Source organism: Mesorhizobium sp. P160187 (assembly GCF_057766425.1).
Window position 1 is genome coordinate 1,964,575 of record NZ_JBYMDX010000003.1, and the last position, 24,398, is coordinate 1,988,972.

The window sequence follows — 24,398 nt, forward strand, 5'->3', positions numbered from 1 at the left end:
TGTGGGTAAGGACGGCGGCGTCTTAGCGGGAATTGGCGCAGGCCGCAAACAGCTTTGCTATCACGATGATGAAATCTGCCGGATCAGGCCGGCACCTTGAGCGGCGCCCGCCGCGTCAGTCACCCGGAAATCTTCTCCGTCTGCGCGGCGAGCGACAAAAGCGTCCTGCTCGTCGCCGGGGCGGCCGACGGCCTGGATGCCGAGCGGCAGGCCGGCATCGGTGACATGGACCGGCAGCGCGATCGACGGCTGGCCGCTGACATTCTGGATCGCCGGCCGGTGGGTGAACCACAGGCTCTTGTCCATCAATTGCCCAAACAGGGATCTGATCTCCAAGAGACGGGTCAAATGCAATTTGTCGAGCAGGTTTTCGATGAGCTCGTCGGCCCCCTTCGGGTCCATGGCGCCTCAGGCAAGCGGCGGATGCGCAATGATCGGGTTGCCTCGGCGCGCGCGATCGCAGCATCGACAAGGTCCGGCGGCGAGATCTCGCCTCTATGCACCAGCTCCGCCAAGCCGGTTGCATCGTTCTCCCACAGCATCTGTTCGGCCGACATTGCTGTTCCCCTTTCTGCGGGAGGCTAACGACAGCCGATTTCCTTGGCACCGACCGGCGATTACTGGCGATCGGGCGCGGACATCGTTTGCGTGGACAACAAGATTTCTGCCTTTGCAAATAAATCGTGATCGCTTAGCTTGTCCGTATGACGCCGCAGGATATCTCCACCCTGATTGTCCGGACCTCGATGAAGGATCGGACTGCGTTCGATCTGCTTTACCGGCAAACCAGTGCGAAACTTTTCGGCGTGTGCCTTCGTGTATTGAAGGATCGCGGAGATGCGGAAGAAGCGCTGCAAGAGGTCTTCGTCAAAGTATGGACGAAGGCGGACCGTTTCGCTGTTTCCGATCTAAGCCCAATCTCCTGGCTGGTGGCCATAGCACGCAATCATGCGATTGATCGCATCCGGTCGCGACGCAAGCCCGCTGCCGATATCGATGCCGCGCTCGACGTGGCTGACCCCGGTCCGGGGCCAGAGGCTATGGTTGTTGCGGGTGGTGAATCCGAGCGCATCTATCAGTGCCTTGAAGAGTTGGAACAAGACCGGGCGCAAGCCGTTCGGGGTGCTTATTTGAACGGCGAAAGTTACGCCGAGCTCGCGGTACGTCACAAGGTTCCGCTCAACACGATGCGGACATGGCTGCGCCGCAGCCTGTTGAAACTTAGAGAATGTCTGGAAAGATGACCCTGGCAGAAGAAAATGGACCGGAACGTGGAGGCGACGACCTGCTCGCAGCCGAATACGTTCTCGGCGTGCTGCCGGCGGATGAGCGCCAGATAGCCTCCGGACGCATCGACGCGGAGACCGGCTTTGCCAGTCTCGTCGATTCCTGGGAAGTGAACCTCTCGCCGATGGCTGCCGCTTATGCTGAGGTAGAGCCGCCGGCCACCATCAAGCCGGCTATCGATCGCCGGCTGTTCTCCTCCACCGCGGCGTCGACGACGGCCCCGAGCGGCAGCCTGTGGTCCAGCCTTAGCTTCTGGCGCGGCCTCACCGCAGCGGCTCTCGCGGCCCTGGTGCTCTATGTCGCCGTGCCTTACGTCAGGTCGCCGGTCGTCGTGCCGCAGGAGCGCCTCGTCGCCTCGCTGGCTGCCGAAGGCAGCGATGTCAAATACCTTGTCGTCTACGACGCTTCCCGCCGCGATGTCGGCCTGTCACTGGTTTCGGGCGAACGCGCCGCCGGCAAGGACTTCGAACTGTGGATGATCGAAGGCAAGAATGCGCCGGTCTCGATGGGCGTCATTCCCGCCGGCCAGGTCACGCACATTCCGGTTACCCCGGCAGTGCAGCAGAAGCTGGCGCAAGGCGCCGTGCTCGCCGTCAGCGTCGAGCCGACGGGCGGTTCGCCGACCGGACAGCCGACCGGACCGGTCGTTGCCGCGGGCGACCTGAAGGGCATCTGATAGATCGTAAAACCATGACGTGATAATGAAGGCAGCGGAAGTACATCTTCCGCTGTTTTCGTTTTGGATACGCTGCTGGAGATTAGAGATTCGATCTCCGGAGATAGTTCGCCGACAAGATAAGGATAAATTTTTCCCGGCGCGCGGAAACTCAGGCAGTTCTATTCCGTATCTCCTCATGTTCCCGAAAGAGGAAACAATAACCCCGAGGAGTTCGAACACTATGCGTAGAATCGCCACCCTTTTGCTCGCCGGTACCATTGCCGTCTCCGCCCTCGCCACAATCGCCTATGCCGAGAATCCGATGGTTGGCGGCGCCGCCATGTACGCCAACAAGAACATCGTTGAGAACGCCGTCAATTCGAAGGATCACACGACACTGGTCGCCGCCGTCAAGGCTGCCGGCCTGGTCGAGACGCTGCAGGGCGCTGGCCCCTTCACCGTCTTCGCACCGACCAATGAGGCCTTCGCCGCGCTTCCGGCTGGCACGGTCGAGTCGCTGCTCAAGCCCGAGAACAAGGACAAGCTCACCAAGATCCTGACCTGCCATGTCATCGGCGCCAAGGCGATGGGCGCCGATGTCGCCTCGATGGCCAAGGCCGATGGCGGCACCCATAAGGTCAAGACGGTTGGCGGCTGCGAGCTGTCGCTCAAGGCTGACGGCGGCAAGGTCACCGTAACCGACGAGAACGGCAATGTCGCCAATGTCACGATCGCCGATGTCGAGCAGTCGAACGGCGTCATCCACGTCATCGACAAGGTCCTGCTGCCGAAGATGTAACAAAGCCCCTGCCGCCGACGAACAGGCGGTAAGCTCCTGCAGATTGCGCGGCCCCGCCCCCGTGGGCCGAGCAAACGACCGAGCGCTCCATCCCGTCCGCAACAAGCGCGGAGCCGGTGTGGAGCGTTCGTTTGCAGGACAACCGTCACCGGCTTTTGATTTTCCAGTGGCGGCCAGATCTGGCAAAAACAACCCGCAGGAGGATTTCTGTCATGAACCGTCGAGATTTGCTTTTGAGCGGCGCCGCCATCGCTGCCGTGGCCGGCGCGGCGGCAACGTTGCGCATGGGCGGGCCCGCTAAGGCTGCCGAAACCTTCGAGGTCACCAAGACCGACGCCGAGTGGCACGCCATCCTGTCCGACGAAGCCTTCAACGTGCTGCGCAAGGAAGGCACCGAATATCCCGGCACCAGCCCGCTGCTCAACGAGCACCGCAAGGGCATTTTCGCCTGCGCCGGCTGCGACCTGCCGGTCTATTCCTCAGAGACCAAGTTCGATTCCGGCACCGGATGGCCGAGCTTCTGGCAGGAGATCGCCAACGCCGTCGGCAAGACCGAGGACCGTTCGCTCGGCATGACCCGTACAGAGGTCCACTGCCGCCGCTGTGGCGGCCATCTCGGCCATGTCTTCGACGATGGCCCGGCGCCGACCGGCCTGCGCCACTGCATCAACGGCGTTGCGCTCAGCTTCAAGCCGGCCACTGCCTGACCGTTCGGCGTCTTTAGCGGGGTGGGGATTTGGAGCCGGCGTGACGACCGCCTCTTATCTCTTGAAATGGGGCGAAAACAGTCAACTTCAAGAATTGGCAGACGGCTTTTTATGCGTAGATTCCGCAGCCCTTAACGAGAGGGCCAGAACCTATGCAACGAACTGAAGCACGGGCTCGCGACGGCGAGCCCAAATCGACCGCCAAATCGACCGACGGTGTTGATGCGGACCGGCCGCGAATATCCCATTCCGTGGTGATCGCCGGCGGCGGCCCGACCGGGTTGATGCTGGCCGGCGAGCTTTCCCTGGCCGGCATCGATGTCGCCATCGTCGAGCGGCGCGAGAACCAGGATCTCGCGGGCGCGCGCTCGGGCGGCCTGCATTCGCGCACCATCGAGATTTTCGACCAGCGCGGCATTGTCGATCGGTTCCTGTCGCAAGGCCAGACCGCCCAGGTCGCGGGTTTCGCCGGCGTTTCGCTTGACATCAGCGACTTTCCCACCCGCCACAATTACGGGCTGGCGCTGTGGCAAAAGCACATAGAGCGCATCCTTGCTGACTGGGCCGAGGAGCTTGGCGTCACGGTCTACCGTGGCCGCGAGGTGACTGGCTTAGTGCAGGATGGCGGCGGCGTCGATGTCGCGCTGAGCGATGGCAGGTCGCTTCGTGCCGATTATCTTGTCGGCTGCGACGGCGGCAGAAGTCTCGTGCGCAAGGCGGGGGGCATAGAGTTCCCCGGTTCCGAGCCGAAAACCAGCAATTTGATCGCCGAGATCGAGGTAACAGAAGAGCCGCAATGGGGTATCCACCGCGATGCCATCGGAATTCACGGCCTCAGCAGACTGGAAGACGGTACGGTGCGGGTGCTGGTGACCGAACGCGAGGTCGGGGCCGGCGGCGTGCCCACATTGCATGAGCTCAGCGAGGCGCTCATTGCCGTCTACGGCACCGATTACGGCGTCCACAATCCAACATCGCTGGCCCGCTTCACCGACATGACCCGGCAGGCAGCCTCATACCGCAAGGGGCGGGTGCTGCTGGCAGGCGACGCCGCGCACGTGCATCCACCGGACGGTGGACAGGGGCTGCAGACCGGCGTGCAGGACGCGGTCAATCTGGGCTGGAAGCTCGCCCAGGTGGTCAGGAAAACTGCGCCCGAAAGCCTGCTCGACAGCTACCAGGCAGAGCGCCACCCGATTGCCGCGCGTGTGATGAAAAACACCATGGCGTCGGTCGTGCTCCGTCGCGAAGACGAGCGCACCAAGGCGCTGCGCGATACAGTGTCGGAACTTCTCGGCATGGAAGAGCCGCGCAAGCGTTTTGCCGGCATGTTGTCCGGCCTGGACATCCACTACGATCTTGGCGAGGGGCATCCGCTGCTGGGGCGTCGCATGCCGGATCTCGACCTCGTCACCGCTGCCGGTCCGCTGCCGGTTTTCGCCCTGCTGCATGACGCTCGGCCGCTGCTGCTTAATCTTGGTGAGCCCGGCGCTTTTGGTATCGGCCAGTGGGTGGAGCGGATTCAGCTGGTCGACGCCAGCTACGATGGCGCATGGGAGCTTCCGGTGCTGGGGGCAGTCGAAGCCCCACGCGCAGTGCTGGTCCGGCCTGACGGTTATGTGGCCTGGGTCGGCGGCCCTGAAGCAGCCGGGCTAACCGACTCGCTGACCAAATGGTTTGGGCCGCCTGCCGCAGCATAGCGCGCCGGGTGTTCGACCAAGGAGCTTGACAACGATCGATGCTTAAGCGTGACCCCGGAAATCGGGGGTGCTTTCCGGGGTCACACATGAGCGCGCCAGGCGGGGGTCCGGCGCGCTCAATGGCCTCCGCCGCCGGTGCCCGCGGGCGGCGCCGGCTTGGCGATGACCAGGGTGAAGACCGCCATGGTCGCGAACAGCACGGTCAGCATGGTGAACACATCCATGAACGACAGCAGCGACGCCTGCTGCTGGACCATGCCCGACAGTTTGGAGATCGCCGCCTTGGTGGCGTCGAGGCCGGGAGTCTGCTGGAAGTCGAGCGTCATGTTCTGCAGCTTGGTCTGCGCCGCCGCACTGCCCCATTCCACATGCTCGGCCAGCCTGGCGTAGTGGAAGGCGCTGCGATCGATCAGCACGGTGTTGATGACGGCAAGGCCGACCGCACCGCCGAGGTTGCGGGTCAGGTTGAACAGGCCCGACGCGTTCTTCAGCCGGTCCGGCGGCAAGGTGCCGAGCGCAATGTTGTTGATCGGCACCATGCACAGCATCATCGAGCTGCCGCGCAGGATCTGCGGGATCAGCAATTCCCAGAAATCCCAGTCGGCGGTCAGATGCGTCATCCACCATGTGCCGGCAGCGAAGCCGAACAGCCCGATCATCATCATGATGCGCAAATCCATCTTGCTCGACAGGATGCCGGAAATCGGCGCAGTGACGAACATCGCCAGGCCGCTGACGAACAAGGCTTCGCCGATCATCATGGAATCGTAGCCGCGGATGCGCCCGAGGAACACCGGGTAGAGATAGGTCAGACCGTACAGGCCGATGCCGATGACGAAGGAGAACAGCGAACCGAAGGCGAAATTGACGTTGGTGAAGGCCCTGAGATCGACGATAGGCTCCTCGGCGGTGAAGGCACGCCAGAAGAACAGCGCCGCACCGACAACCATGATGATGGCGCACATGAACACGGCCTGTTCCTGCAGCCAGTCATGGTTCGGACCTTCCTCGAGCACATATTCCATGCAGCCGAGAAACGCCGCCATGCCGGCAAGGCCCCACCAGTCGAACTTGCTGAACAGGCCGAGATTGGGCTTGTCAAAATCGATCAGGGTCCAGGTCGTGACCGTCACCAGAATGCCTGGAATGACATTGATGAGGAACAGCCAGTGCCACGACATGGCATGGCTGATATAGCCGCCGACGGTCGGGCCGATGGTCGGCGCCAGCGTCGCCACCAGGCCGATCATCGGCGACACCATGGCGCGGCGCGACGGCGGGAAGATGGTGAAGGCGGCGGCGAAAACGCTCGGGATCATGCCGCCGCCGATAAAGCCCTGGATGGCGCGGTAGACGATCATCTGGTCGATGTTGGTGGCGGTCGCGGCCAGCGCGCTGGCCGCCGTGAAGCCGGCCGCGGCGCCTGCAAACAGCACGCGCGTCGACAGCATCCGGCTGAGGAAGCCCGACAGCGGGATCATCACCACTTCGGCGATCAGATAGGCGGTCTGCACCCATGGGATTTCGTCGGAACTGGCGCTGAGGCCGGCCTGGATCTCCGCCAGCGAGGCTGAGACGATCTGGATGTCGAGGATCGCCATGAACATGCCGAACACCATCGCCAGGAAGGCGATGAGGCGGCGCGTCGAGATGGTCGTCGGTACCGCCGGCATGGCAGGCGCCGGCCCCGCTCCTGCAGTTATGGTTGCGGTTGCCATGGCGTTGCTCCCGGCTTTCGCTCAGTTCGTCGTAGCCGGAGCCGTGCGGCTGTCGACGGCGACGACGACGCTCAGGCCGGCGCGCAGCCTGCCTGCCTTCAGCACATCGGCCGGCACGTCGATGCGAACCGGGATGCGCTGCACCACCTTGGTGAAGTTGCCGGTGGCATTTTCCGGCGGCAGCAGCGAGAACACCGCACCCGAAGCCGGCGCCAGCGACGACACCGTGCCTTCGAAATCATGGCCGTCCGTGGCGTCGACCGAGACCCGCACCTTCTCGCCGGGCACCAGCTTGGCCAGCTGCGTCTCCTTGAAGTTGGCAACGATGTAGAGCTTGTCCAGCGGCACCACGACGGCGAGCTTCTGGCCGGGGCTGACGAGGTCGCCCTGCTCGACCGAGCGGTTGCCGACGACGCCGTCATAAGGCGCCTTGAGCACGGTGAAGGACAGATCGCGCGCGGCCTTGTCGCGGTTCAGCCGCAGCGAAGCCAGCGTGCTGGCCGATTCGGCGCGCTGCGCTTCGAACACGCCGATATTGGCCTGTGCGGCTGCAATCTGCGCGTCGGCGCCGACGAGGGCTGCATTGGCCTGGTCGAGAGCGGTCTGGGCATCGTCCAGTTGCGCCTGTGTGCCGACATGCGTCTTGACCAGTTGCGCGGCGCGCTGCTGGGCGCGAGCGGCGTTGTCGGCTGCCGCCTGGTCGGCGACCTTCTGCGCCTGCGCCTGTTGCAGCGAAGCTTGCGCCGCCTTCGTCTGCGCGTCGATACGGTCGAGCGTCTTGGCCAGCGTGGCGATCTGCGCCTCCGCCTGGGCAACGGCTATTCTGTAGTCGCCGTCGTCGATCGTCAGCAGCGGATCGCCAGCCTTGACCTGCTGGTTCTCCGAGACCTTGACTTGATCGACATAGCCGGAAATCTTCGGCGAGACGAACGACATGTCGGCCTGGACATAGGCGTCGTCGGTCGAGATCAGGAACCGGCCGTCCGTCCAGTAATTATAGCCATACCAGGCGCCGGCGCTGAGCAGAGCGAGGCCGATGATCGGCAGCATGAACGAGCGAGCCTCCCGCTTCTTCTTGGCCGGCACCTCGGCCAAAACTTCGGCGGCAGGCTTGATGGGCGCTTCCGGCGCTTCGATAACCGGCGAGACCTTGGCGTTGGGAAAGAGGCGGACTTCGGCGGTGGTTGGCGTGTTCGAGGACATGATATCTCGCTACCGTAGCTACATAAGGAAAATGTGTTATACTGAACCGTTCGGTTCGATGCGAACGTTGACATAGCGCTAAAGCAGGCCCATATCAAGAGCAATCGAACCGCTCGGTTCGAATTATTTCGCGAGGTGTGACTTTAATGGCCGACACGTTACCCGACGTCGAAAATGATCGGTGCGATGTGCTGGATAGTGCGCGTCGCGGCCGCCCGGCGGCGGGCCAGGATCCGGTCAAGCGCAGCCAGATCATTGAGGGCGCGCGGCGCGTGTTCATCGACAAGGGCTTCGAAGCGGCGTCGATGAACGACATTACCCGCGAGGCCGGCGTCTCCAAGGGCACGATCTATGTCTACTTCGCCAACAAGGAAGAGCTGTTCGAGGCGCTGATCGAGGAAGAGCGCGGCACCATCTTCAAGAACATGTACGACATGCTCGACCGCGCCGACGATCTGCGCCAGACGCTGGTGAAATTCGGCAAGGTGCTGTCGATGAAGATCACCTCGGCCAAGGTCATCCAGGCGCAACGCACCGTGATCGGCGCCTCCGACAGGATACCGGACATGGGCGCGCGGTTTTACGAACGTGGCCCCAAACGCGGCCACGACAAGGTGGTCAAGTTCCTCAATGCAGCCATCGAACGCGGCCTGCTCAAGATCGATGATGTCGATCTTGCCGCCTATCAATTCACCGAACTGTGCCTCGCCGGCCTGTTTCGCCAGTGCATCTTCGCCTACCGCACCACGGCGCCGAGCCAGGATGAAATCGACCACATCGTGCGGTCGGGCGTCAGCCTGTTCCTGAAGTCCTACGGCACCGAAAAGCTTGCCGAGGAAGAAAGCCATCAGATGATCGCGCTCGAGGCGAAGTCCAAGGCAAAGGCCTAGTTAGCCAAAGGTCTTTTTTCGCAACTCCGGACGGAAAACCGCTTCACACTTTTCCCGGAGTTGCTTTTAACCGCCATTGGCCGCCAGCACGATCGCCGCGCGCAGTTCGTCCAGACCCTCGCCCTTTTCCGACGACGTGGCGAGCACGAACGGAAACGCCGCCGGCCGCTTCTTGATCTTCAGTAATGTCTCTTCGATCAGCTGCGGCACGCCGGCGGCCTTGATCTTGTCGGTCTTGGTCAGCACGATCTGGTAGGACACCGCCGCCTTGTCGAGCAGCGACAGCACTTCGTCGTCCTTGGCTTTGATGCCATGGCGGGAATCGATCAGCACATAGACCCGCTTCAGCGTCACGCGGCCCTTGAGATAGTCGAAGACCAGCTTGGTCCAATCGTCCACCTTTTCCTTCGGCGCGCTGGCATAGCCGTAGCCCGGCATGTCGACCAGCGCCATTGGCGGCAGGTCGGTGCCTTCGCCGGAAAACCCGCCCGGCACGAAATAGTTGAGCTCCTGCGTGCGCCCCGGCGTGTTGGAGGTGCGCGCCAGCCCGTTATGGCCGACGAGCGCATTGATCAGCGACGACTTGCCGACATTGGAGCGGCCGGCAAAGGCGATCTCAGGCGGCCCCTCCGGCGGCAGGAACTTCATCGCCGGCACGCCGCGGATGAAGATCCACCCCTTGGTGAACAGGTCGGTGCCGATGACGGTGTTGCCCAGCGCGTTCAAATTGCTGCCTCCAGCCTCGAAATATCGGCGCCCCGGATGGCGTTGAGGTTGCGGCCGATCTTGTCCACCGGCCAATTCCACCACGCCACAGCCAGCAACCGCCGCACCGTCCTGTCGTCGAAACGCATCTTCACCACCTTTGCCGCATTGCCGGCGACGATCGCATAGGCCGGCACGTCATGCGTCACCACCGATTTCGCCGCCACGATGGCGCCATTGCCGACCGACACGCCGGGCATGATCACCGCATCCATGCCGATCCATACATCATTGCCGACCACCGTGTCGCCGCGCACTTCCTGCGACCACGTCTTCGGGTCGAAGCCTTGCTCCCAGCCATGGCCGAAAATGTTGAACGGATAGGTGGAAAAGCCGGACATGGCATGGTTGGCGCCGTTCATGATGAAGCGCGCGCCCTCGGCGATGGCGCAGAACTTGCCGATGATCAGCTTGTCGCCGATGAAGGGATAATGATGCAGCACGCATCGCTCGGCGAATTTGTCCGGTCCGTCAGGATCGTCATAATAGGTGAAGTCGCCGATCTCGATATTCGGCGCGGTGACCAGGGGCTTGAGGAAGCCGACGCGGGTGTGCATCGGGATCGGGTGCTTGATGTCTGGGTTGGGTCCGTCCATGGCGAGATCCGTCGAGAGTGGCGCAAATTAAAGCCGCCATTCTAGATGGCGTGATCCGCCCTATAGCACCAATCGCCCGATGAGCGAGCCCTGCTGGGCTTCGATGTTCAGTTCGTGCCGCGGCAGATCACGATCAGGTCGACCGCAGCGCAGTCGCCTAAGGCGCCCTGAAACGAAAAACGGGGCCCTGCGAAGGACAAGCAGGACCCCGTGGTGGCGAAGACGGCTTCAAAAGAATGGCACCTCGCCGTGAGGTGGGGAAGGCAGACCGAGAAAGCCCGTCGCAGCCCGCCGTCATTCGCCGTTGCCTAAAACCGTTACTTCGGCAACAGCACCTTGTTGACGACGTGGATGACGCCGTTCGACTGGTTGACGTCGGCGACCGTTACCTTGGCGGCGCCGCCGGATTCGTCGACGACATAAAGCGCGCCTTTTTTTACCTCGGCGATCAGCGTGTCGCCGCTGACGGTCTTCATTTCATACTTGCCACCCATCGCCTTGGCCTTGGTCATCATATCCTTGGCGGAGATCTTGCCGGCCACGACATGGGCGGTCAGGATCTTGGCCAGCTTGTCCTTATTTTCGGGCTTCACCAGCGTGGCGACGGTGCCGGCCGGCAGTTTCTTGAAGGCGGAATCGGTCGGCGCAAACACCGTGAAGGGTCCCGCGCTTTCCAGCGTGTCGACCAGGCCGGCGGCCTTGACGGCGGCAACCAGCGTCTTGTGGATCGGCGAGTTGAGGGCGTTCTCGACGATGTTCTTCGAGGTCAGCATCGCAGCGCCGCCAACGGCGGGATTGGCGAGCGTATAGGCCGTCGTAGCTGCGAGGCCCGATAGAGCCAGGCCGGCGGAAAAGCAGAATGCCTTGAGGATGGACTTTGCCATTGGAGAACCCTTCTGGTGCGACAATTGTTGATTCGATTGTCGGGAAGAGTTACGCGGCGATTGCGGGAAAGTTTCGGTGCAGAGTAAAAAACGATAATGATAACAAATACTTAAAGGCGAATGCCCATTCCACGCGCCGCATCCCCGCGATGGACATGACGGGGTCACGGATCAAAAACAGCGGTCTTCGGATTAGAGCTGATCGGTGTTGATCGGCCTTGGCGGTACAAGCAGCAGCCACGCCGGTTGCACGCCGCAAGTTTCGCGCCTCACGGGAACGTGATGCGCGCCTCGTCCACAAAAACCCCGGACGAGCCGGGGCTTTGATTGCCGGAATAGCGCCTTCTATTCAGCCGGCGAGGGTTTCTTTCGGAACAATGCCGTCAGATTGTCCCATAATTCGATCTTGGCGCCCTGGCGCTTCATGATCACGCCCTGCTGCAGGATCGACAGCGTGTTGTTCCAGGCCCAGTAGATGACGAGGCCGGCCGGGAAGCTGCCCATCATGAAGGTGAAGATCACCGGCATCCAGGTAAAGATCTGCGCCTGCGTCGGATCCGGCGGCGTCGGGTTCATGCGCATCTGCAGGAACATGGTGATGCCCATGACCACCGCCCAGGCGCCCATATGCGGCAGGAAGGCCGGTGGCGCGAAGGGCAGCAGGCCGAACAGGTTGAAGACCGAGGTCGGATCGGGCGCCGCCAGATCCTGGACCCAGCCGAAGAACGGCGCGTGCCGCATCTCGATGGTGATGTAGAGCACCTTGTAGAGCGAGAAGAACACCGGGATCTGCAGCGCCACCGGCCAGCAGCCGGCGAGCGGATTGATCTTCTCGGTCTTGTACAGCTCCATCATCGCCTGTTGCTGCTTCATCTTGTCGTCCGCGTATTTCTCGCGGATCTCGAGCATCTTGGGCTGCACCTTCTTCATGTTCGCCATCGACGCATAGGATTTGTTAGCGAGCGGGAAGAAGAGGGTTTTGACGACCACCGTGGTGGCAAGGATGGCCAGGCCGAAATTGCCGAAGAATTTGTACAGCGTGTCGATCAGGTAGAACATCGGCTTGGTGATCCAGATGAACCATCCCCAATCGATCAGCCGGTCGAACAGCCTGATCTGGCGGTCCTGGGCGTAGGCGTTGATCTTGTTGACTTCCTTTGCGCCGGCGAAGATCTCGGTCTCGACCGTCGCCGACTGGCCGGCGGCAATGGTGATCGGGTCGGTGAGGAAGTCCGACTGGTAGCGCGGGCGGCCATTGTCGTAATAGGCATAGTGCGGCTGGAATGGCTGCTTCTCGGTCGGCACCAGGGTGACCGCCCAGTATTTGTCGGTGATGCCAAGCCAGCCATCGGTCGATTTGCTCGGCGTATAGAGCTTGTTCTTCTCGATGTCGGCGTATTTGTGCTCCTGCAGGCCTTCCGTGCCGGTGACGCCGATCAGGCCTTCATGCAGCACATAGGAACTGGCAATGGCTGGCTTGTCGAAACGAATGACGCGGCCGTAATTGGACAGCGTGACGGGGGCCGAGCCTGAATTCTGCACCGCATCGGAAACGGTGAACATGTAGTCGCCGTCGACGGAGATCGTGCGCTTGAAGGTCAGGCCCTTGTCGTTGGTGAAGGTCAGCGTCACCGGCGTCGCTGGCGTCAGCGTCGCAGTGCCGTCGACGCTCCAGACCGTTTCCGGGCCCGGCACCGTGCCGGTCGTGTCGCTGCCGACAAAGCCGATCTCGGCATAATAGCCGGTGGGCAGCGCCTGCGGATTGAGCAGCTGGATCTGCGGCGATGTCTTGTCGACCGTCTCGGTGTAGTGCTTGAGCTTTAGGTCGTCGAGGCGGGCGCCGGTGAGGTTGATCGAGCCCGACAGGCTCGGCGTGTCGATGTTGACGCGGGCCGTCTTGGCCACTTCCTGCGCGCGGCCTTCCGGCGTCGTGACATAGGTGCCGGGCGCGTTTGGAATGGCGCCGGGCGCTGCGGGCGCCGGCGTGCCGCCGGGGTTGGCGGCCTCGGCCGCCTTCTTCTGCTCCGCCGCCCGCTGCTCTTCGATGCGGGCCGCCTCGCGCTGCTGTTCGCTGCGCGGCAGCACATAGAAATATTGCCACAGCCCGAGGATCAGCACCGACAAGACGATGGTGATGTAGAAGTTCCGGTTGTTTTCCATCGAAAGCCCTTGGCCTATCGTGTTCCGCTGAGACGGCGGGAGAGTTCGGCCTTCAACTGGCCGAACGGAATGGTAAGCACGTCTTCACGCCCGACGATGACATAGTCATTGCCGGGCGCCATGTCACTTGCGGCATGGGTGCGCACGGCTTCTTTCAGCCGCCGCCTGACGCGGTTGCGCACAACCGCATTGCCGACCTTCTTGGTGACGGTGAAGCCGACGCGCGGCGGCAGGCCGTCTTTGCGGTCGAGAACTTCAACGAGAAAAAGCCGCCCGCGCCGCTTTTCACCGCGGCGGACGGCCAGGAATTCCGCACGTTTCAGAAGCCGCTTGGGGTTTGGTCCCACTGGCTTGCCGGTTGCGGGCAACGATCTCGTCTTCCGTTCAGGCGCTGAGCCGCTTGCGGCCGCGGTTGCGGCGAGCTGCGACGACGCCGCGACCACCCTTGGTGGCCATGCGAGCACGGAAACCGTGCCGGCGTTTGCGGACGAGTTTGGACGGTTGGTAGGTACGCTTCATTTGTTTTAATACCGCGGGGTGCGGCCCTTCTTGATTCTGTCACTGTGTAACAGGAGCTTTGCCGGGCCGGCATTGGCGCGATCGAAACCGCGCCGGGACGAATGGCCCGAGCGTGAGCGGCTTATAGAAAGAAGGGTTTTGGGAGTCAATCCAGCGCGAACGCCAGTTCGTCGCAGCGCGAACTGCCAGTTCGTCATGGCGCGACACCCCGTTCGTCGCAGCGCGAAAACCCAGTTCGAGGCGATCTTTATTGCTGGCACCATCGTCCAACGAAGGATGAAATTGGCAAAAAAGCCGCAATCGCCTAATCTCAACCGATCAAGCGTTTGTGAAGACAGGCCTTAATGAGCGAAGTTGCATCAGCGGATGAAGGGAGCGGCCCGGCGACAGCCGATGCCAGCCCGGCGACCGTTCGCCCGGTTGCGAGCCGTTCGGTGCCCAATCGTTCAGTGCCCTTGGCGCGCGGCCTGTCGACCAAGCTGCTCTTGCTCACCATTGTCTTCGTGCTCCTGGCCGAAGTCCTCATTTTCCTGCCCTGGATCGCCAGCTACCGCCTGGCCTGGCTGAAGGAGCGGCTAAGCACCGCTGCCGCGGTGTCGATCGTGCTGGTGCAGGGCGAGCCCAATTCGCTCTCCCGCGCCGCCCAGAACGACGTGCTGATGGCAATCGGCGCCAAGGCGATCGCGGTGCGCGACGGCGGCGTATCGCGCCTGCTGGTGGTGGCCGAGATGCCGCCGCAGGTCGACGAGCATATCGACATCGCCAATGTCGGCATGATCAAGGGCATGACCGGGGCGCTGCATACGCTGTTCTTCGGCGGCAAGCGCATGCTGCGGGTGTTCGGCCCGGTCGGCGACAGCGACAAGGAATTCGAGCTGATCATGCCCGACTATTCCCTGCGCAACGCCATGCTGCGCTATTCGCGCAACGTCGCCTTCGTCTCGCTGCTGATCTCGCTGTTCACCGCAATGCTGGTCTATGCCGCGATCGACCTGATCATGATCGGCCCGATCCGCACCATGACGCGCTCGATGCTGTCCTTTTCCGAGGCGCCCGACGATCCAGGGCGCATCATCCACCCGGCCGCCCGTGCCGACGAGATCGGCGTTGCCGAGCGCGAACTGTCGCAGATGCAGGAACGGCTGCAAAAGATGCTGTCGGAGCAGAAGCATCTTGCCGATCTTGGCCTCGCCGTCTCCAAGATCAACCATGATATGCGCAACATCCTGGCCTCGGCGCAACTGATGTCGGACCGCCTGCGCCTGGTCAAGGACCCGACGGTGCAGGCCTTCGCGCCAAAGCTGTTGCGCGCGCTCGACCGCGCCGTCTCCTATTCCGAAGGCGTGCTCCACTATGGCCGCACGCAGGAGCCGGCGCCCTCACGCCGCCGCTTGCGGCTGCGCCAGCTGGTCGACGACGTCCACGGCCTGCTCGACATCGAGGACGGCATCGAATTCGTCAATGCCGTCGAGCTCGCCTTCGAGGTCGATGCCGATTCCGACCAGCTGTTTCGCGTGCTCACCAATCTCTGTCGCAACGCGGTCCAGGCGATGGCGGCCGACGCCGAGAGCGCGCTGGTGCGCCGGCTCGCCGTATCGGCCGAGCGCATAGGCAGCGTAAGCCGCATCATTGTCACCGACACCGGTCCCGGCCTGCCGGCGAAGGCTCGAGAAAACCTGTTCGCGGCGTTTCGCGGCTCGGCCCGCAGCGGCGGCACCGGCCTTGGCCTGGCCATCGCGCACGAACTGATCCGCGCCCATGGCGGCACGGTGGAGCTGGTCGAATCGATCGGCGGACGCACCACCTTCGCCGTCACCATCCCCGACCAGCCGGTCCGCCTCGACCAGGCCCGCAGCGGCCTGCGCCGCCCGGCCTGAGCTGTATTTGATATTCAGCCGAAGCCGGACTTAGCTGAATCTCAGCACCCCTTGATCGGCACCGTCGAAAGCAGCTGCGAGAAAACTTTTGCCGGATTGGCTTGCTTTTCGGAAATTCAGTCGCTAGGGAACACGTCTTGTCGCGGCCGGTCGTCAGGATCGGTTAGCGGGGCTATGTAAAGCATGGCCTATTGCGCGCCCGTAGCTCAGCTGGATAGAGCACCAGACTACGAATCTGGGGGTCAGGAGTTCGAATCTCTTCGGGCGCGCCACTCTTCAAGCAAGTGCTTGAAATCGCTTAAGGCGTTGATTTTACTGCTATCTGATCCGCACGCGTGCTACTTTCGCGTGCTACATTCGGGGTGTAAAATGGCGCGCATGAAATACATCCAACGTCGCGCGAACCGGTTCGAATTCCGGTTCGCTCTGCCTGATGACATAGCCGGTCGGCCATTCCCGATGCCTTGGCCGGAAGCTATCGAATGGTGCGTGAACCGCAGGTCTGGCCGATTTAAGAACGAACTGGTCAAATCGTTGCGAACCAACGATCAGCGAACAGCCGAACGAGCCGCCCTTCCTTTGATCGAAGAAGCGCACCGTCTCGTGGATCTTGCCAGGAAATCAATTACCAACGGGCCGCCAGCAGAGATCGCGCCTGCCACGATCGACGCGCTTGCAGCCGCTCACACCGCGAGGCTGATGAGAAACGACGAGGCATTGCGCAGTAAGGGTCTTGGACTCGACCTCGACACCGGTGCCTTTTCGCCAGATGGAGCCGGGATGACTGACGGTGACATTGCGGCGTATCGGGCAATCGTATCCTCGCTTGACAAGTTGTCGCGTGATGAAGTTGCAAAAATGCGCGGCAGTGAAGCGATCCACGGGATCATCAACAAGTCGGTCGAGGACGCCGGGATAGTCCTCCACCCGGATGATCCCGCCTGGCGGCAGCTTGAGCTAGCGTTCATCAAGGCCCAGAGGAAGGCGGTGCAAGCTATTACGGCACGGCTAAACGGAGAGGAGATAGCATCCCCTGACATCCCCACGACGAAAGCTCTGCCGCTAACGACCGCTCTAGCGAACTGGTCACAGTCGAACAGTCGGTCGGCTCGGAAGCCACGTCAGGAGTCAATCAACGAAGCGACGCGGGCCGTGCAGAGGTTCGTCGAGCTGCATGGTGACCTCGACGTCGGCAAGATCACCAAAACGCACACTCGTGAATTTCGCGACGCGCTCGCTCGCGTCCCGAAGCGACTGCCACACAAGCTGGCGAAGATGCGGTTGCCCGAATTGCTGAAGAATGATCTCAGCGCCTACGAGCCAAGGGACGCTCAGACCATCAACAAGAGCCTGAATCTTCTCGCCGGCGTTCTGACCAAGGCTGAGAAGGACGGACACTTCGATGCCGCCTCGGGGTGGTCCAATCCGTTCTATGTTACCTTCGATGTATCAACGATGGAAAAGGGCCATTACGAGCCATTCAGCGTCGACGAGTTGAACAAGCTATTTGCTTCACCGGTCTTCGTCGAAGGGAAGCGTCAACTCGGCGGCAAGGGCGAAGCCGCCTTTTGGTTCCCGGTCATTGCACTTTACGCTGGCGCGCGGCGATCTGAGATTGCGCAGCTGAGGCTCGGTGATATCCGAAACGGTGGCGCCGGCATTGCTTTCATCGACTTCAATGACGACGGCGATGATCAGAACCTGAAGACTACGAGCTCGGCTCGGTCAGTGCCGATCCATCGCGACCTCATCGCCGCTGGTTTACTCGACTATGTCGCTGAACGAGCGAAGAAGGCAAAGGCTGACCATCCGCTTTGGGCCGAGTTCAGTTCGCCAATCGGACCCAAAGCAAAGTTGTGGTCGAAGTGGTTTGGCCGCTACTTGGGTGAGTACGCCGTCGACAGCCCGTCGAAAACATTTCACTCGTTCCGGCATACCTTCAAACGAGCTTGCCGCGAGGCCGGAATTTCCGAGGAAGTCCACCACGCGTTCACCGGCCATGCTGGTGGCGGCGTCGGCCGCAGCTATGGACGAATGCGCAGGAGCGACGGCGTGATGGATCGTGGCATCTCGCTGGAGCGCCTGCAGACTGAGATCGATCGGGTTACCTACGATGGACTGGTGTTGCCGCGCTGGAAAAGCCACTCGTGACATTTGTACCAATTGGCCACAGATGCCTGCTCTACGGGATGGCAGCAATGGGCCGTGTCTGGACGGTCCGGTTCTGGTGCACGCTCGGCGGTAAGCTGCCGTTCTGGGTCTGCCTAACACTGAAACCTGCCCTTTGGTTCCGCTCGCCGTGACGTCGAACCAGATAACCCTGACGACCGACCGGCGAGTAGCGGCTTCGACCGGCTGCAGGTGATCGAAGCCGAAATTGCATGGACAACGCGGTATCAGTCGTAGACCTTCGGAAAGCGGTGACGCCTCTCGCGGGCGTCACCGCTGGGCGGTCATTCCGCGGCTTTTCCCCGCGGCTTGCGCTTCGCCGCAGGCTTTGCCGGTGCCGGTCGTGCCGGTTTCGGTGCCCGTTCAGCGGTAGCTTCCGCTATGCCGCCTTCCTCTTCCTGTTCAACCTTCGGCGCCTCCAGCCGTTGAATAAGCCTCCACCCTCTCGCCCGCCGCGCATTAAAGCCGCTCTCCTTGGCGATGATGTTCAGTGCTTCTCCGGCGCGGTCCATAATGCGGATAGACGCGTCGTTGGGATTGATGACATTCAGGTCGGCAGTGAGCCCACGTCTAATCTTGGCGAGGTCCTCGCCGACGAAACTGGTCAACACACGCACATATTCTTCAACCGGAACCTCAGCCAATCGGTCGGCGACCTTGGAATGGAAGCCTTCGCGTTCAAGTTTCAGGAACAACTCATCGACCGTCATTTTGGGCGCCTCTCCCGCATTTAGCTCGACGATTCTTTGCTTCATGTCATCGGGGATCTCATGGCCGAATCGGAGCATGCTGCTCGTATCGAACGCGCCGGGAATCTCTTTGTGGGTCTCAACAAAGCGCTCGAACATTTTGTCCGCACGTTCTCGACCCTCCAATTCCCGAAATAGGTCGATAAGTGCGGTGACAGCGCCTAAGTTGTGAAACTCCGCATTCTTCATAAAGGCGTCGTACATCGTCCCTAGCACCTCGTCCTGGGAGTCGCGGAAGGAATAGTGGAATTTATCCCACGCCGCGTCGAGTTCCCTGCGCGCCTCGCCAGCCTGCTCCCTTTTGTGTAGTTCTGCGGCATGAGCATCAATACTGTCTTGCTCAAAGTAGCCGTCGGCGACACCCTGCATAAGCACCAAGTCAAATTCATCGGTGTGCCCGTATCCGTAGCTGCGCAAGAGCTGTGACCACTTCTCTGCGACAGGATCTTCCTTTTTCTTCTGTCGCTCGGCGGCAGTTTCCCAGAGACCTTTCTGTTTCACATATTCCGTCGACGGCGACCTCTCGGGTTGGAAATGGCACCATCCGAAGAGAACGAGCGAGCTTACGACGCTTCTTAGGACGCCGGGCTGGTACCCCTTCAGCATCGGCTCAATCAGCGCCACTAGGCGGAATATTTTCCGGATGACGCGCACGTTATCGATGCCCAGCTTGACTGACCGCTCGCTGACCATTGCCTTAAGCGCATCGGTGCCCGCGACGCCGTCCATGGCAATCTTGGCGCTTTCAGCCGGTGTCGGCGCAAACCGCAGGTTTATGTCGACCACCTTCTCCAGGTAGGACGTGAACTGGTCCTTGTCGGCGCCCTTCAGCCCCTCGTCATTCAACAGCAGCACGACTTTGCAGCGGCGTTCCTCCTTGAGGTAGGAAATGAAACCAAGAATGTCCCCTGCGCTTATCCCGGCGCCTTTTCTCTCCAGATCGTCAAAACAGATGATTTGATTGGTCGACAACAGAGACAGCGCAGACAACGCCGCATCGAAAATGCCGCTCCCGCCAAGCGAAAAGACCTTCAGAATACTGGTTTTGAGGCCTTTCTCACCCCTCGAAACCACCTCGCTTACCGTCTCAGACGTGATCAGGTCGCCGATCTTGTCTCGAACCACCGTGTTCTGAAGAATGCCGGCCTTGATCTGGGTAATCGAGCTCACACCGAATAGGGAGACGTAAGCATACTCCTTCAGGGCGACTGCCTTCGGGTCTTTCCGGAGGGCCTTGACCGTGGTTTGCCAGTTGTAGGTTTTGCCCGTTCCCCAGTTGCCACGAATGCAAAGCACCTCGGGCGTCTCGGTTTTCAGGAATGCCTTGATTTGATCTTTGACCAGCTGGGTAGACATAGGCGCCCGCGAAATTCTTGAGGTTATGAGACACCACCCTAGAGCAACACAAATCTTTTGGTTAGTAGCCGTCCATCCCCGTCAACTGTTGTCAATGACGTTGAAAACACTGGGCTTACATCCGTCGAACACCGGTGTTGGTTTATTCGAAGCATCCCGACAAGTTCGGGGACCGCGTAGAGTTCGAAGCACCGACCTGTTGGCTGCGCTCGACTCGGCAAGGGTTCGCGCACGGACGGTCATACTGTACACTCTCGGTCAATTCGAAGAAATTGTGTCTGCTTTTAGGAACCTGCATAACAGTCCGCAATGACCGACATGAGGCACAATATCGCCGGGCATCAGTTGGGCCGTGGCCCGACGGGAATGATCCTGCCCGGACGCTGAAAAGGTCTGCTTATTGGGGGCGATCGATCCGCTGGCCTAGCAAACCTAGGTCTCCACCTATCGCCGCTTCCTGCCGCCCGGCCAGGGAAGATTGCCGTCAAGCTCACGCAGGCCGTAGGTCTGTTCCTCCCATTGCTTCCGCTCGGGACGCGCGGGCGGGGCGTCGTCCTCTTCGTACCACAGTAGCGTCATGGTCTGATCCCATTGACCAAAATGCAAGACGTCTTCGAAGAGGCCGCCATCGCGGTCCCAGTCTTCGAACCACTCATCGGCCTCCGCTTCTTCAGGTCCTGACGGCTTCTCGCCCGCTCGTGCTCGTGCGCTGTAGGAACCCTCGGGTAGGAGCGCCCCGGGCCTGACCCAGCCCTTTGCTTGGCGTAGACTTGCCGAGCGGGTGCTGTAGCGAACCTTGCCGCCTTCGGAGACGACGAACGCGCAGAGATTTTTCGAGAAGGTCGCGAAACGCGAGCCGGCCGCAAGAAGCGAGGCATCGAAATCATCGGCCAGCGTGCCGACGGCCGCCATGCCCATTTCCGACATGTCAACCTGCGGCTTGAAGAGCTTGTATGGTAGGAGTAGCTCGGCGGCGAAAATGTCGCAGAAAATCTCGCCTTGGGGCCGCTTGCTGAAACTCCAGCCTGGCTGGCTGTGGTCGGGGACGATGTCTAAAACCGCGTGGGCGACCTCGTGGCAGACGGTAAATCTCTGGCGCCTGTCGCTCTGATTACAATTCACGCAGATCTTGTACTTGCCCTTGGGCGTCTTGAACGACCAGCCATCTTCGCCGTCGTTCAAGGCTTGCTTCTTGATTGTGCCATCGATAGCTGACGCATAGGTATCGACTGAAACCGGCTGAGCAAGAGGTCCGCATTTGCTGACAAAAGCCCGGGCCGATGAAACTACTGACAATTCATCCATCATCATCTTCCGTCATCATGCGCCTGATGCGGGCGAGCGAGGTCGCGTAATCCGCGCGCGCGCCGCGATTCACGACAGTCGACAGCATCTGCAGCTCATCGGCGCTGATACTCTGGTCCTTACGGACAAATTCCAGGATAGTCGGATCGACGTTCGTCTGGCGCACCAGATGGTGCAGAATGTCGCGATCGCGCTTTGAGGCTGACAGCCCCTGTGCGAGCTTGTCGAGAACGTCTTCGGATGGGGCTTCCTTCACGCCCGTTTCAAGTCGATGAATGTAGGCGTGATCGACCTCGCTGCGCTGGCCTAGATCCCTCAGACTCAGCTTTTTCTCCTCCCTCAGGCCTTTCAACCACACGCCCAGTGCTGTGTCCGGCATTCGTCCTCCTTGACAAATTTTACTTAATGCCTATTTGTTGTCTGTGTAGACAACAGGCTCTGGTCTGCATGAGCTAGACTAGGGCTTTTTTCGAACCCTCCCTGTTGTCTGGGTGGACACCAAAATGCCACCGGCCAGGGCGAAACGCAAGCACCGCCAGAGGCGGGAAAGGACATAAACCATGCCGGACATCGCTGCGGCGCACATCGTGCGCATCCACATCAACCGCGTGGCGACCAAGTCGCCCAACCCGACGACGGGTGAAGCGGTCTATGCCCTGGCCGACATCAAAAAGCACGAGAAGCTCTACCGCGAGGCCGCGGGCGACGAAGAAGATGAGCCCATTCCTCGCGATGAGACGCCGATCCATCTGACGCAGGATCAGCACTTCTATAGCCAGAAGGTCTTCGACATTCTCGTCAATGGGGATGACCACGAGATCGACACCAAAGAGATCACTTACGCCCGCGTGGTCGATCTCTATCTCGGGCAGGGCGGCAAGCCCTCGAACGAGTATCTTATCAAATACTCCCACGGTCCGGTCGAGAACCCGAGCGGCACGCTCGCACCCGGTCAGAAAGTGAAGGTGAAAGATGGAATGCGCTTTCGCATTGCCGGAACTGGTGAATCATAATCCCGCCCTGCGCGATCTGGACGAGACGGGATACCTGATCGACTTCGTGGGCGGGTATCTCGTTATCTACGGCCTGCCCTACCTCGACAACCAGGGCGGGCTTCAGCACGGCGATTGGGCCTGCCCACTTGGTCTGACCAGCCCGATTATCGGCCCGCCCTCCGATCATCAGGCCTGGTGGCGCGGGAGCAGACCCCATGACCAGCAGGGACGCGAGCTCAGGCTTGGCGGCGGCCCCAATCCCGTTGAGGTGACGCCCGATCTCGTGATGACCTGCTCCTTCTCTTACAAGCTGATGGATGAGCAGGGCGCGCTGCGCGCGTACCAGTCGTTCGAGGAAAAGGTGCAGACGTACATCGATACGATCACGACGCCGGCGATCAACGCTTATCCGAATGCTAGCCCCCTTCGTGGCATCGCCGTCAAGGCGGCGGCCCAGGGTTCGCCACTGCGCTTTCCCGATACCATGTCCGCGCGCTATCATCTCAATGATCTCTCAGCACTCCTGCGTGGCAAGAAGGTCGCGATCGTTGGCCTTGGCGGAACCGGCTCCTTCATTCTCGATTTGGTGGCCCGTACGCATCTTGATCAGATCGCGCTGTTCGATGATGACAAGGTTCATCTCCACACGATCTTCAGATGGCCGGGCTTTATCCCCGGCGCCATCGGCAAGCTGAAGGTCGAGGCGCTAGCCACGCACTATGATCAATGGCATTCGGGCATTGTCCCGGTCGCCGAACGCATTACGGCCGACAATGTTGTTAGCCTCCGCGATTTCGATTTCGTCTTCGTCTCGGTTGATGAGGGACCTGCGCGCCTGCTTATCGTGGACTGGCTAAGTGCGAATAACATTCCCTTTGTCGATTGCGGCATGGGCCTCAATCGCTCAACCGTCGGGCTCAGCGGCTTCGTGCGCATTACGGGCACCGATCGTGAAGCCTTCGACAACAATCGGGGAACGGTGCGTCTGCCGGTCGAAAACGCGAAAGCTGACGAATATCGCAAGCAGGCGCAGATTCCTGAGCTTAATGCGCTGAATGCCAACATGGCCGTGATCCGGTTCAAGCAGCATTTCGGGCTGCTGGACCGGGAGAGTGATGCGACCTCGATAATCTTCGATACCGTGACCTTCGAAATGGACCGGGCGGGGGAGCCTAGATGAGATTTCGCTATGAAGCGGTCGAGCGCATGCCCAAGCCTTTGATGCCGGGCGTCGTCTATCACAGCGAGGAGTTCGAGATCGGGGCCCTGCTGTGCGCTTGCGGCTGTGGTCATCGTGTCTCGTTGCTGGTGCCCGACAGCCACCAGGTCACTGAACAAGGCGGTATGGCGACGGTGCGCCCTTCGGTTGCCGTCTGCGATGCACCCTGCAATTCGCATTACTTCATTACGGCTGGCGAGGTTGAATGGCTGCGCGCCTTCGATCCAGCCACGTCACAAGCGGTGATGCGCAAGCAGATCGAACGCCATGCGCACGGCGACCCCGCGCGTCAGTCCTTCCTGAAGCGTGTGCTGTCTGCGCTGGGCCGTGTCTGGACCCGGTTCACCTCCTTTGGGCGGCCGCGGTAGCCCTCGCAACAGGCAGGCTAATCCCGGCCTGCCTGTTTTGTTGGTGTCAGTTGGCGACAGACAAAGCGAGCACGCCATGAGGCCCAAATGCCTCGATCTGCGGTTGATAAAGGCAAGCGCGACGGGCAGCAAGCGGCAGTTCTGGCCCTGCCAACCAATGCCCGCTTCCAACATAGAAGCCAACGTCCGGAAGTGGGCATGGTCGACTTCGAGGGCATCGCCAGCGATGTCTGCTCTTAAGAAGCTGTGAAGTGGACCTTTACGGAGGTCATGAGGCGCATTACCGCCCGGCAGCATTTGGCCGACTGCGGACCGGCGGTTCTGGCCTCCATGCTGGAGTAGCGGACGTACAGCCCGCGATCCATCCCGGGCTGCTTGAGATTGGGTGCCAGGCGGCATCCCTTGGCAGGGCTCCCCTTCTCGACAATCTACGGCTACAAGTATCGAATCCTCGAGTGGCACCTGTATGGCTTT

The 24,398-nt window shown here is 61.1% G+C and carries 23 protein-coding genes and 1 tRNA gene; 12 read left to right on the plus strand and 12 right to left on the minus strand.

The features are described from left to right. Positions 1-60 precede the first annotated feature (60 nt). Entirely contained in the window at positions 61-402 is a 342-nt protein-coding gene (locus tag AC3CCE_RS13010) for an amidase family protein (protein WP_023693008.1), read from the minus strand. Between the two features lie 302 nt (positions 403-704). Between AC3CCE_RS13010 and AC3CCE_RS13015 the strand changes: the two genes are divergently transcribed. The 5 genes from AC3CCE_RS13015 to AC3CCE_RS13035 all read left to right on the plus strand — a co-directional run bounded on the left by AC3CCE_RS13015 (position 705) and on the right by AC3CCE_RS13035 (position 5,151). After that, complete coding sequence (locus AC3CCE_RS13015; RefSeq protein WP_023693009.1) at positions 705-1,244, plus strand: sigma-70 family RNA polymerase sigma factor; 540 nt, start codon at positions 705-707, stop codon at positions 1,242-1,244. After that, a complete protein-coding gene (locus tag AC3CCE_RS13020) occupies positions 1,241-1,963 on the plus strand; it encodes an anti-sigma factor (protein WP_023741308.1) in 723 nt (240 codons plus the stop codon). The genes AC3CCE_RS13015 and AC3CCE_RS13020 overlap by 4 nt, the downstream gene beginning before the upstream one ends. A 223-nt stretch (positions 1,964-2,186) precedes the next feature. Then, positions 2,187-2,744, plus strand: coding sequence for a fasciclin domain-containing protein (locus AC3CCE_RS13025; RefSeq protein WP_023693011.1), 558 nt, complete (start codon positions 2,187-2,189; stop codon positions 2,742-2,744). A gap of 212 nt (positions 2,745-2,956) precedes the next feature. Then, on the plus strand, positions 2,957-3,451 hold the full coding sequence (gene msrB / locus AC3CCE_RS13030) for a peptide-methionine (R)-S-oxide reductase MsrB (protein ID WP_023739777.1): 495 nt from the start codon (positions 2,957-2,959) through the stop codon (positions 3,449-3,451). 152 nt (positions 3,452-3,603) lie between these two features. After that, the gene (locus tag AC3CCE_RS13035; protein ID WP_352625120.1) at positions 3,604-5,151 is read left to right on the plus strand and encodes an FAD-dependent monooxygenase; all 1,548 of its coding nucleotides are present in this window, start codon (positions 3,604-3,606) and stop codon (positions 5,149-5,151) included. A 116-nt stretch (positions 5,152-5,267) separates the two neighbouring features. On the opposite strand, the gene AC3CCE_RS13040 is transcribed toward AC3CCE_RS13035, so the two are convergent. Beyond that, positions 5,268-6,869 carry a DHA2 family efflux MFS transporter permease subunit gene (locus tag AC3CCE_RS13040; protein WP_352625118.1) on the minus strand — a complete coding sequence of 534 codons (1,602 nt, stop codon included), beginning with the start codon at positions 6,867-6,869 and terminating at the stop codon, positions 5,268-5,270. 21 nt (positions 6,870-6,890) lie between these two features. After that, positions 6,891-8,072, minus strand: coding sequence for an HlyD family secretion protein (locus AC3CCE_RS13045; RefSeq protein ID WP_352625116.1), 1,182 nt, complete (start codon positions 8,070-8,072; stop codon positions 6,891-6,893). Positions 8,073-8,218: 146 nt separating this feature from the next. On the opposite strand from AC3CCE_RS13045, the gene AC3CCE_RS13050 reads away from it, so the two are divergent. Continuing rightward, a complete protein-coding gene (locus AC3CCE_RS13050) occupies positions 8,219-8,962 on the plus strand; it encodes a TetR/AcrR family transcriptional regulator (protein ID WP_023673241.1) in 744 nt (247 codons plus the stop codon). A gap of 66 nt (positions 8,963-9,028) precedes the next feature. Here AC3CCE_RS13050 and yihA read toward each other — a convergent pair whose 3' ends face one another. The 6 genes from yihA to rpmH form a co-directional block, all read right to left on the minus strand. Then, entirely contained in the window at positions 9,029-9,688 is a 660-nt protein-coding gene (yihA, locus tag AC3CCE_RS13055; RefSeq protein WP_023673242.1) for a ribosome biogenesis GTP-binding protein YihA/YsxC, read from the minus strand. Beyond that, a complete protein-coding gene (locus AC3CCE_RS13060) occupies positions 9,685-10,323 on the minus strand; it encodes a CatB-related O-acetyltransferase (RefSeq protein WP_352498461.1) in 639 nt (212 codons plus the stop codon). The genes yihA and AC3CCE_RS13060 overlap by 4 nt, the downstream gene beginning before the upstream one ends. A gap of 317 nt (positions 10,324-10,640) precedes the next feature. Continuing rightward, positions 10,641-11,207, minus strand: coding sequence for a fasciclin domain-containing protein (locus tag AC3CCE_RS13065; protein ID WP_352625114.1), 567 nt, complete (start codon positions 11,205-11,207; stop codon positions 10,641-10,643). A 345-nt stretch (positions 11,208-11,552) separates the two neighbouring features. Beyond that, a complete protein-coding gene (gene yidC, locus AC3CCE_RS13070) occupies positions 11,553-13,367 on the minus strand; it encodes a membrane protein insertase YidC (RefSeq protein ID WP_023736959.1) in 1,815 nt (604 codons plus the stop codon). 14 nt (positions 13,368-13,381) lie between these two features. After that, the gene (gene rnpA, locus AC3CCE_RS13075; protein WP_023736958.1) at positions 13,382-13,735 is read right to left on the minus strand and encodes a ribonuclease P protein component; all 354 of its coding nucleotides are present in this window, start codon (positions 13,733-13,735) and stop codon (positions 13,382-13,384) included. Between the two features lie 16 nt (positions 13,736-13,751). Beyond that, on the minus strand, positions 13,752-13,886 hold the full coding sequence (rpmH, locus tag AC3CCE_RS13080; protein WP_008833937.1) for a 50S ribosomal protein L34: 135 nt from the start codon (positions 13,884-13,886) through the stop codon (positions 13,752-13,754). A 344-nt stretch (positions 13,887-14,230) separates the two neighbouring features. On the opposite strand from rpmH, the gene AC3CCE_RS13085 reads away from it, so the two are divergent. From AC3CCE_RS13085 to AC3CCE_RS13095, 3 genes are all read left to right on the plus strand, one after another. After that, positions 14,231-15,763 (plus strand): ATP-binding protein, encoded by a 1,533-nt coding sequence (locus tag AC3CCE_RS13085; RefSeq protein ID WP_352625111.1) that lies wholly within the window; start codon positions 14,231-14,233, stop codon positions 15,761-15,763. A 195-nt stretch (positions 15,764-15,958) separates the two neighbouring features. Then, positions 15,959-16,035: transfer RNA gene (locus AC3CCE_RS13090), tRNA-Arg, on the plus strand. Positions 16,036-16,132: 97 nt separating this feature from the next. After that, a complete protein-coding gene (locus tag AC3CCE_RS13095) occupies positions 16,133-17,914 on the plus strand; it encodes a site-specific integrase (RefSeq protein ID WP_352519057.1) in 1,782 nt (593 codons plus the stop codon). 302 nt (positions 17,915-18,216) lie between these two features. Here the strand turns inward: AC3CCE_RS13095 and AC3CCE_RS13100 are convergent, their stop codons facing one another. The 3 genes from AC3CCE_RS13100 to AC3CCE_RS13110 form a co-directional block, all read right to left on the minus strand. Beyond that, the gene (locus AC3CCE_RS13100; protein WP_352519056.1) at positions 18,217-20,037 is read right to left on the minus strand and encodes a hypothetical protein; all 1,821 of its coding nucleotides are present in this window, start codon (positions 20,035-20,037) and stop codon (positions 18,217-18,219) included. 444 nt (positions 20,038-20,481) lie between these two features. Next, on the minus strand, positions 20,482-21,348 hold the full coding sequence (locus tag AC3CCE_RS13105; RefSeq protein ID WP_352519055.1) for an ImmA/IrrE family metallo-endopeptidase: 867 nt from the start codon (positions 21,346-21,348) through the stop codon (positions 20,482-20,484). Beyond that, on the minus strand, positions 21,335-21,721 hold the full coding sequence (locus tag AC3CCE_RS13110) for a helix-turn-helix domain-containing protein (RefSeq protein WP_352519054.1): 387 nt from the start codon (positions 21,719-21,721) through the stop codon (positions 21,335-21,337). The genes AC3CCE_RS13105 and AC3CCE_RS13110 overlap by 14 nt, the downstream gene beginning before the upstream one ends. Before the next feature lie 181 nt (positions 21,722-21,902). Between AC3CCE_RS13110 and AC3CCE_RS13115 the strand changes: the two genes are divergently transcribed. From AC3CCE_RS13115 to AC3CCE_RS13125, 3 genes are read left to right on the plus strand one after another with little or no spacing between them, the layout of a single operon-like run. Continuing rightward, positions 21,903-22,355, plus strand: a complete 453-nt coding sequence (locus AC3CCE_RS13115; protein WP_352519053.1) for a multiubiquitin domain-containing protein — start codon at positions 21,903-21,905, stop codon at positions 22,353-22,355. Further along, positions 22,315-23,517: a ThiF family adenylyltransferase gene (locus AC3CCE_RS13120; protein ID WP_352519052.1), complete on the plus strand. Its 1,203-nt coding sequence runs from the start codon at positions 22,315-22,317 to the stop codon at positions 23,515-23,517. The genes AC3CCE_RS13115 and AC3CCE_RS13120 overlap by 41 nt, the downstream gene beginning before the upstream one ends. Next, complete coding sequence (locus AC3CCE_RS13125) at positions 23,514-23,924, plus strand: ubiquitination-like system serine protease family protein (protein WP_352519051.1); 411 nt, start codon at positions 23,514-23,516, stop codon at positions 23,922-23,924. The genes AC3CCE_RS13120 and AC3CCE_RS13125 overlap by 4 nt, the downstream gene beginning before the upstream one ends. The last annotated feature ends 474 nt before the right edge of the window (positions 23,925-24,398 follow it).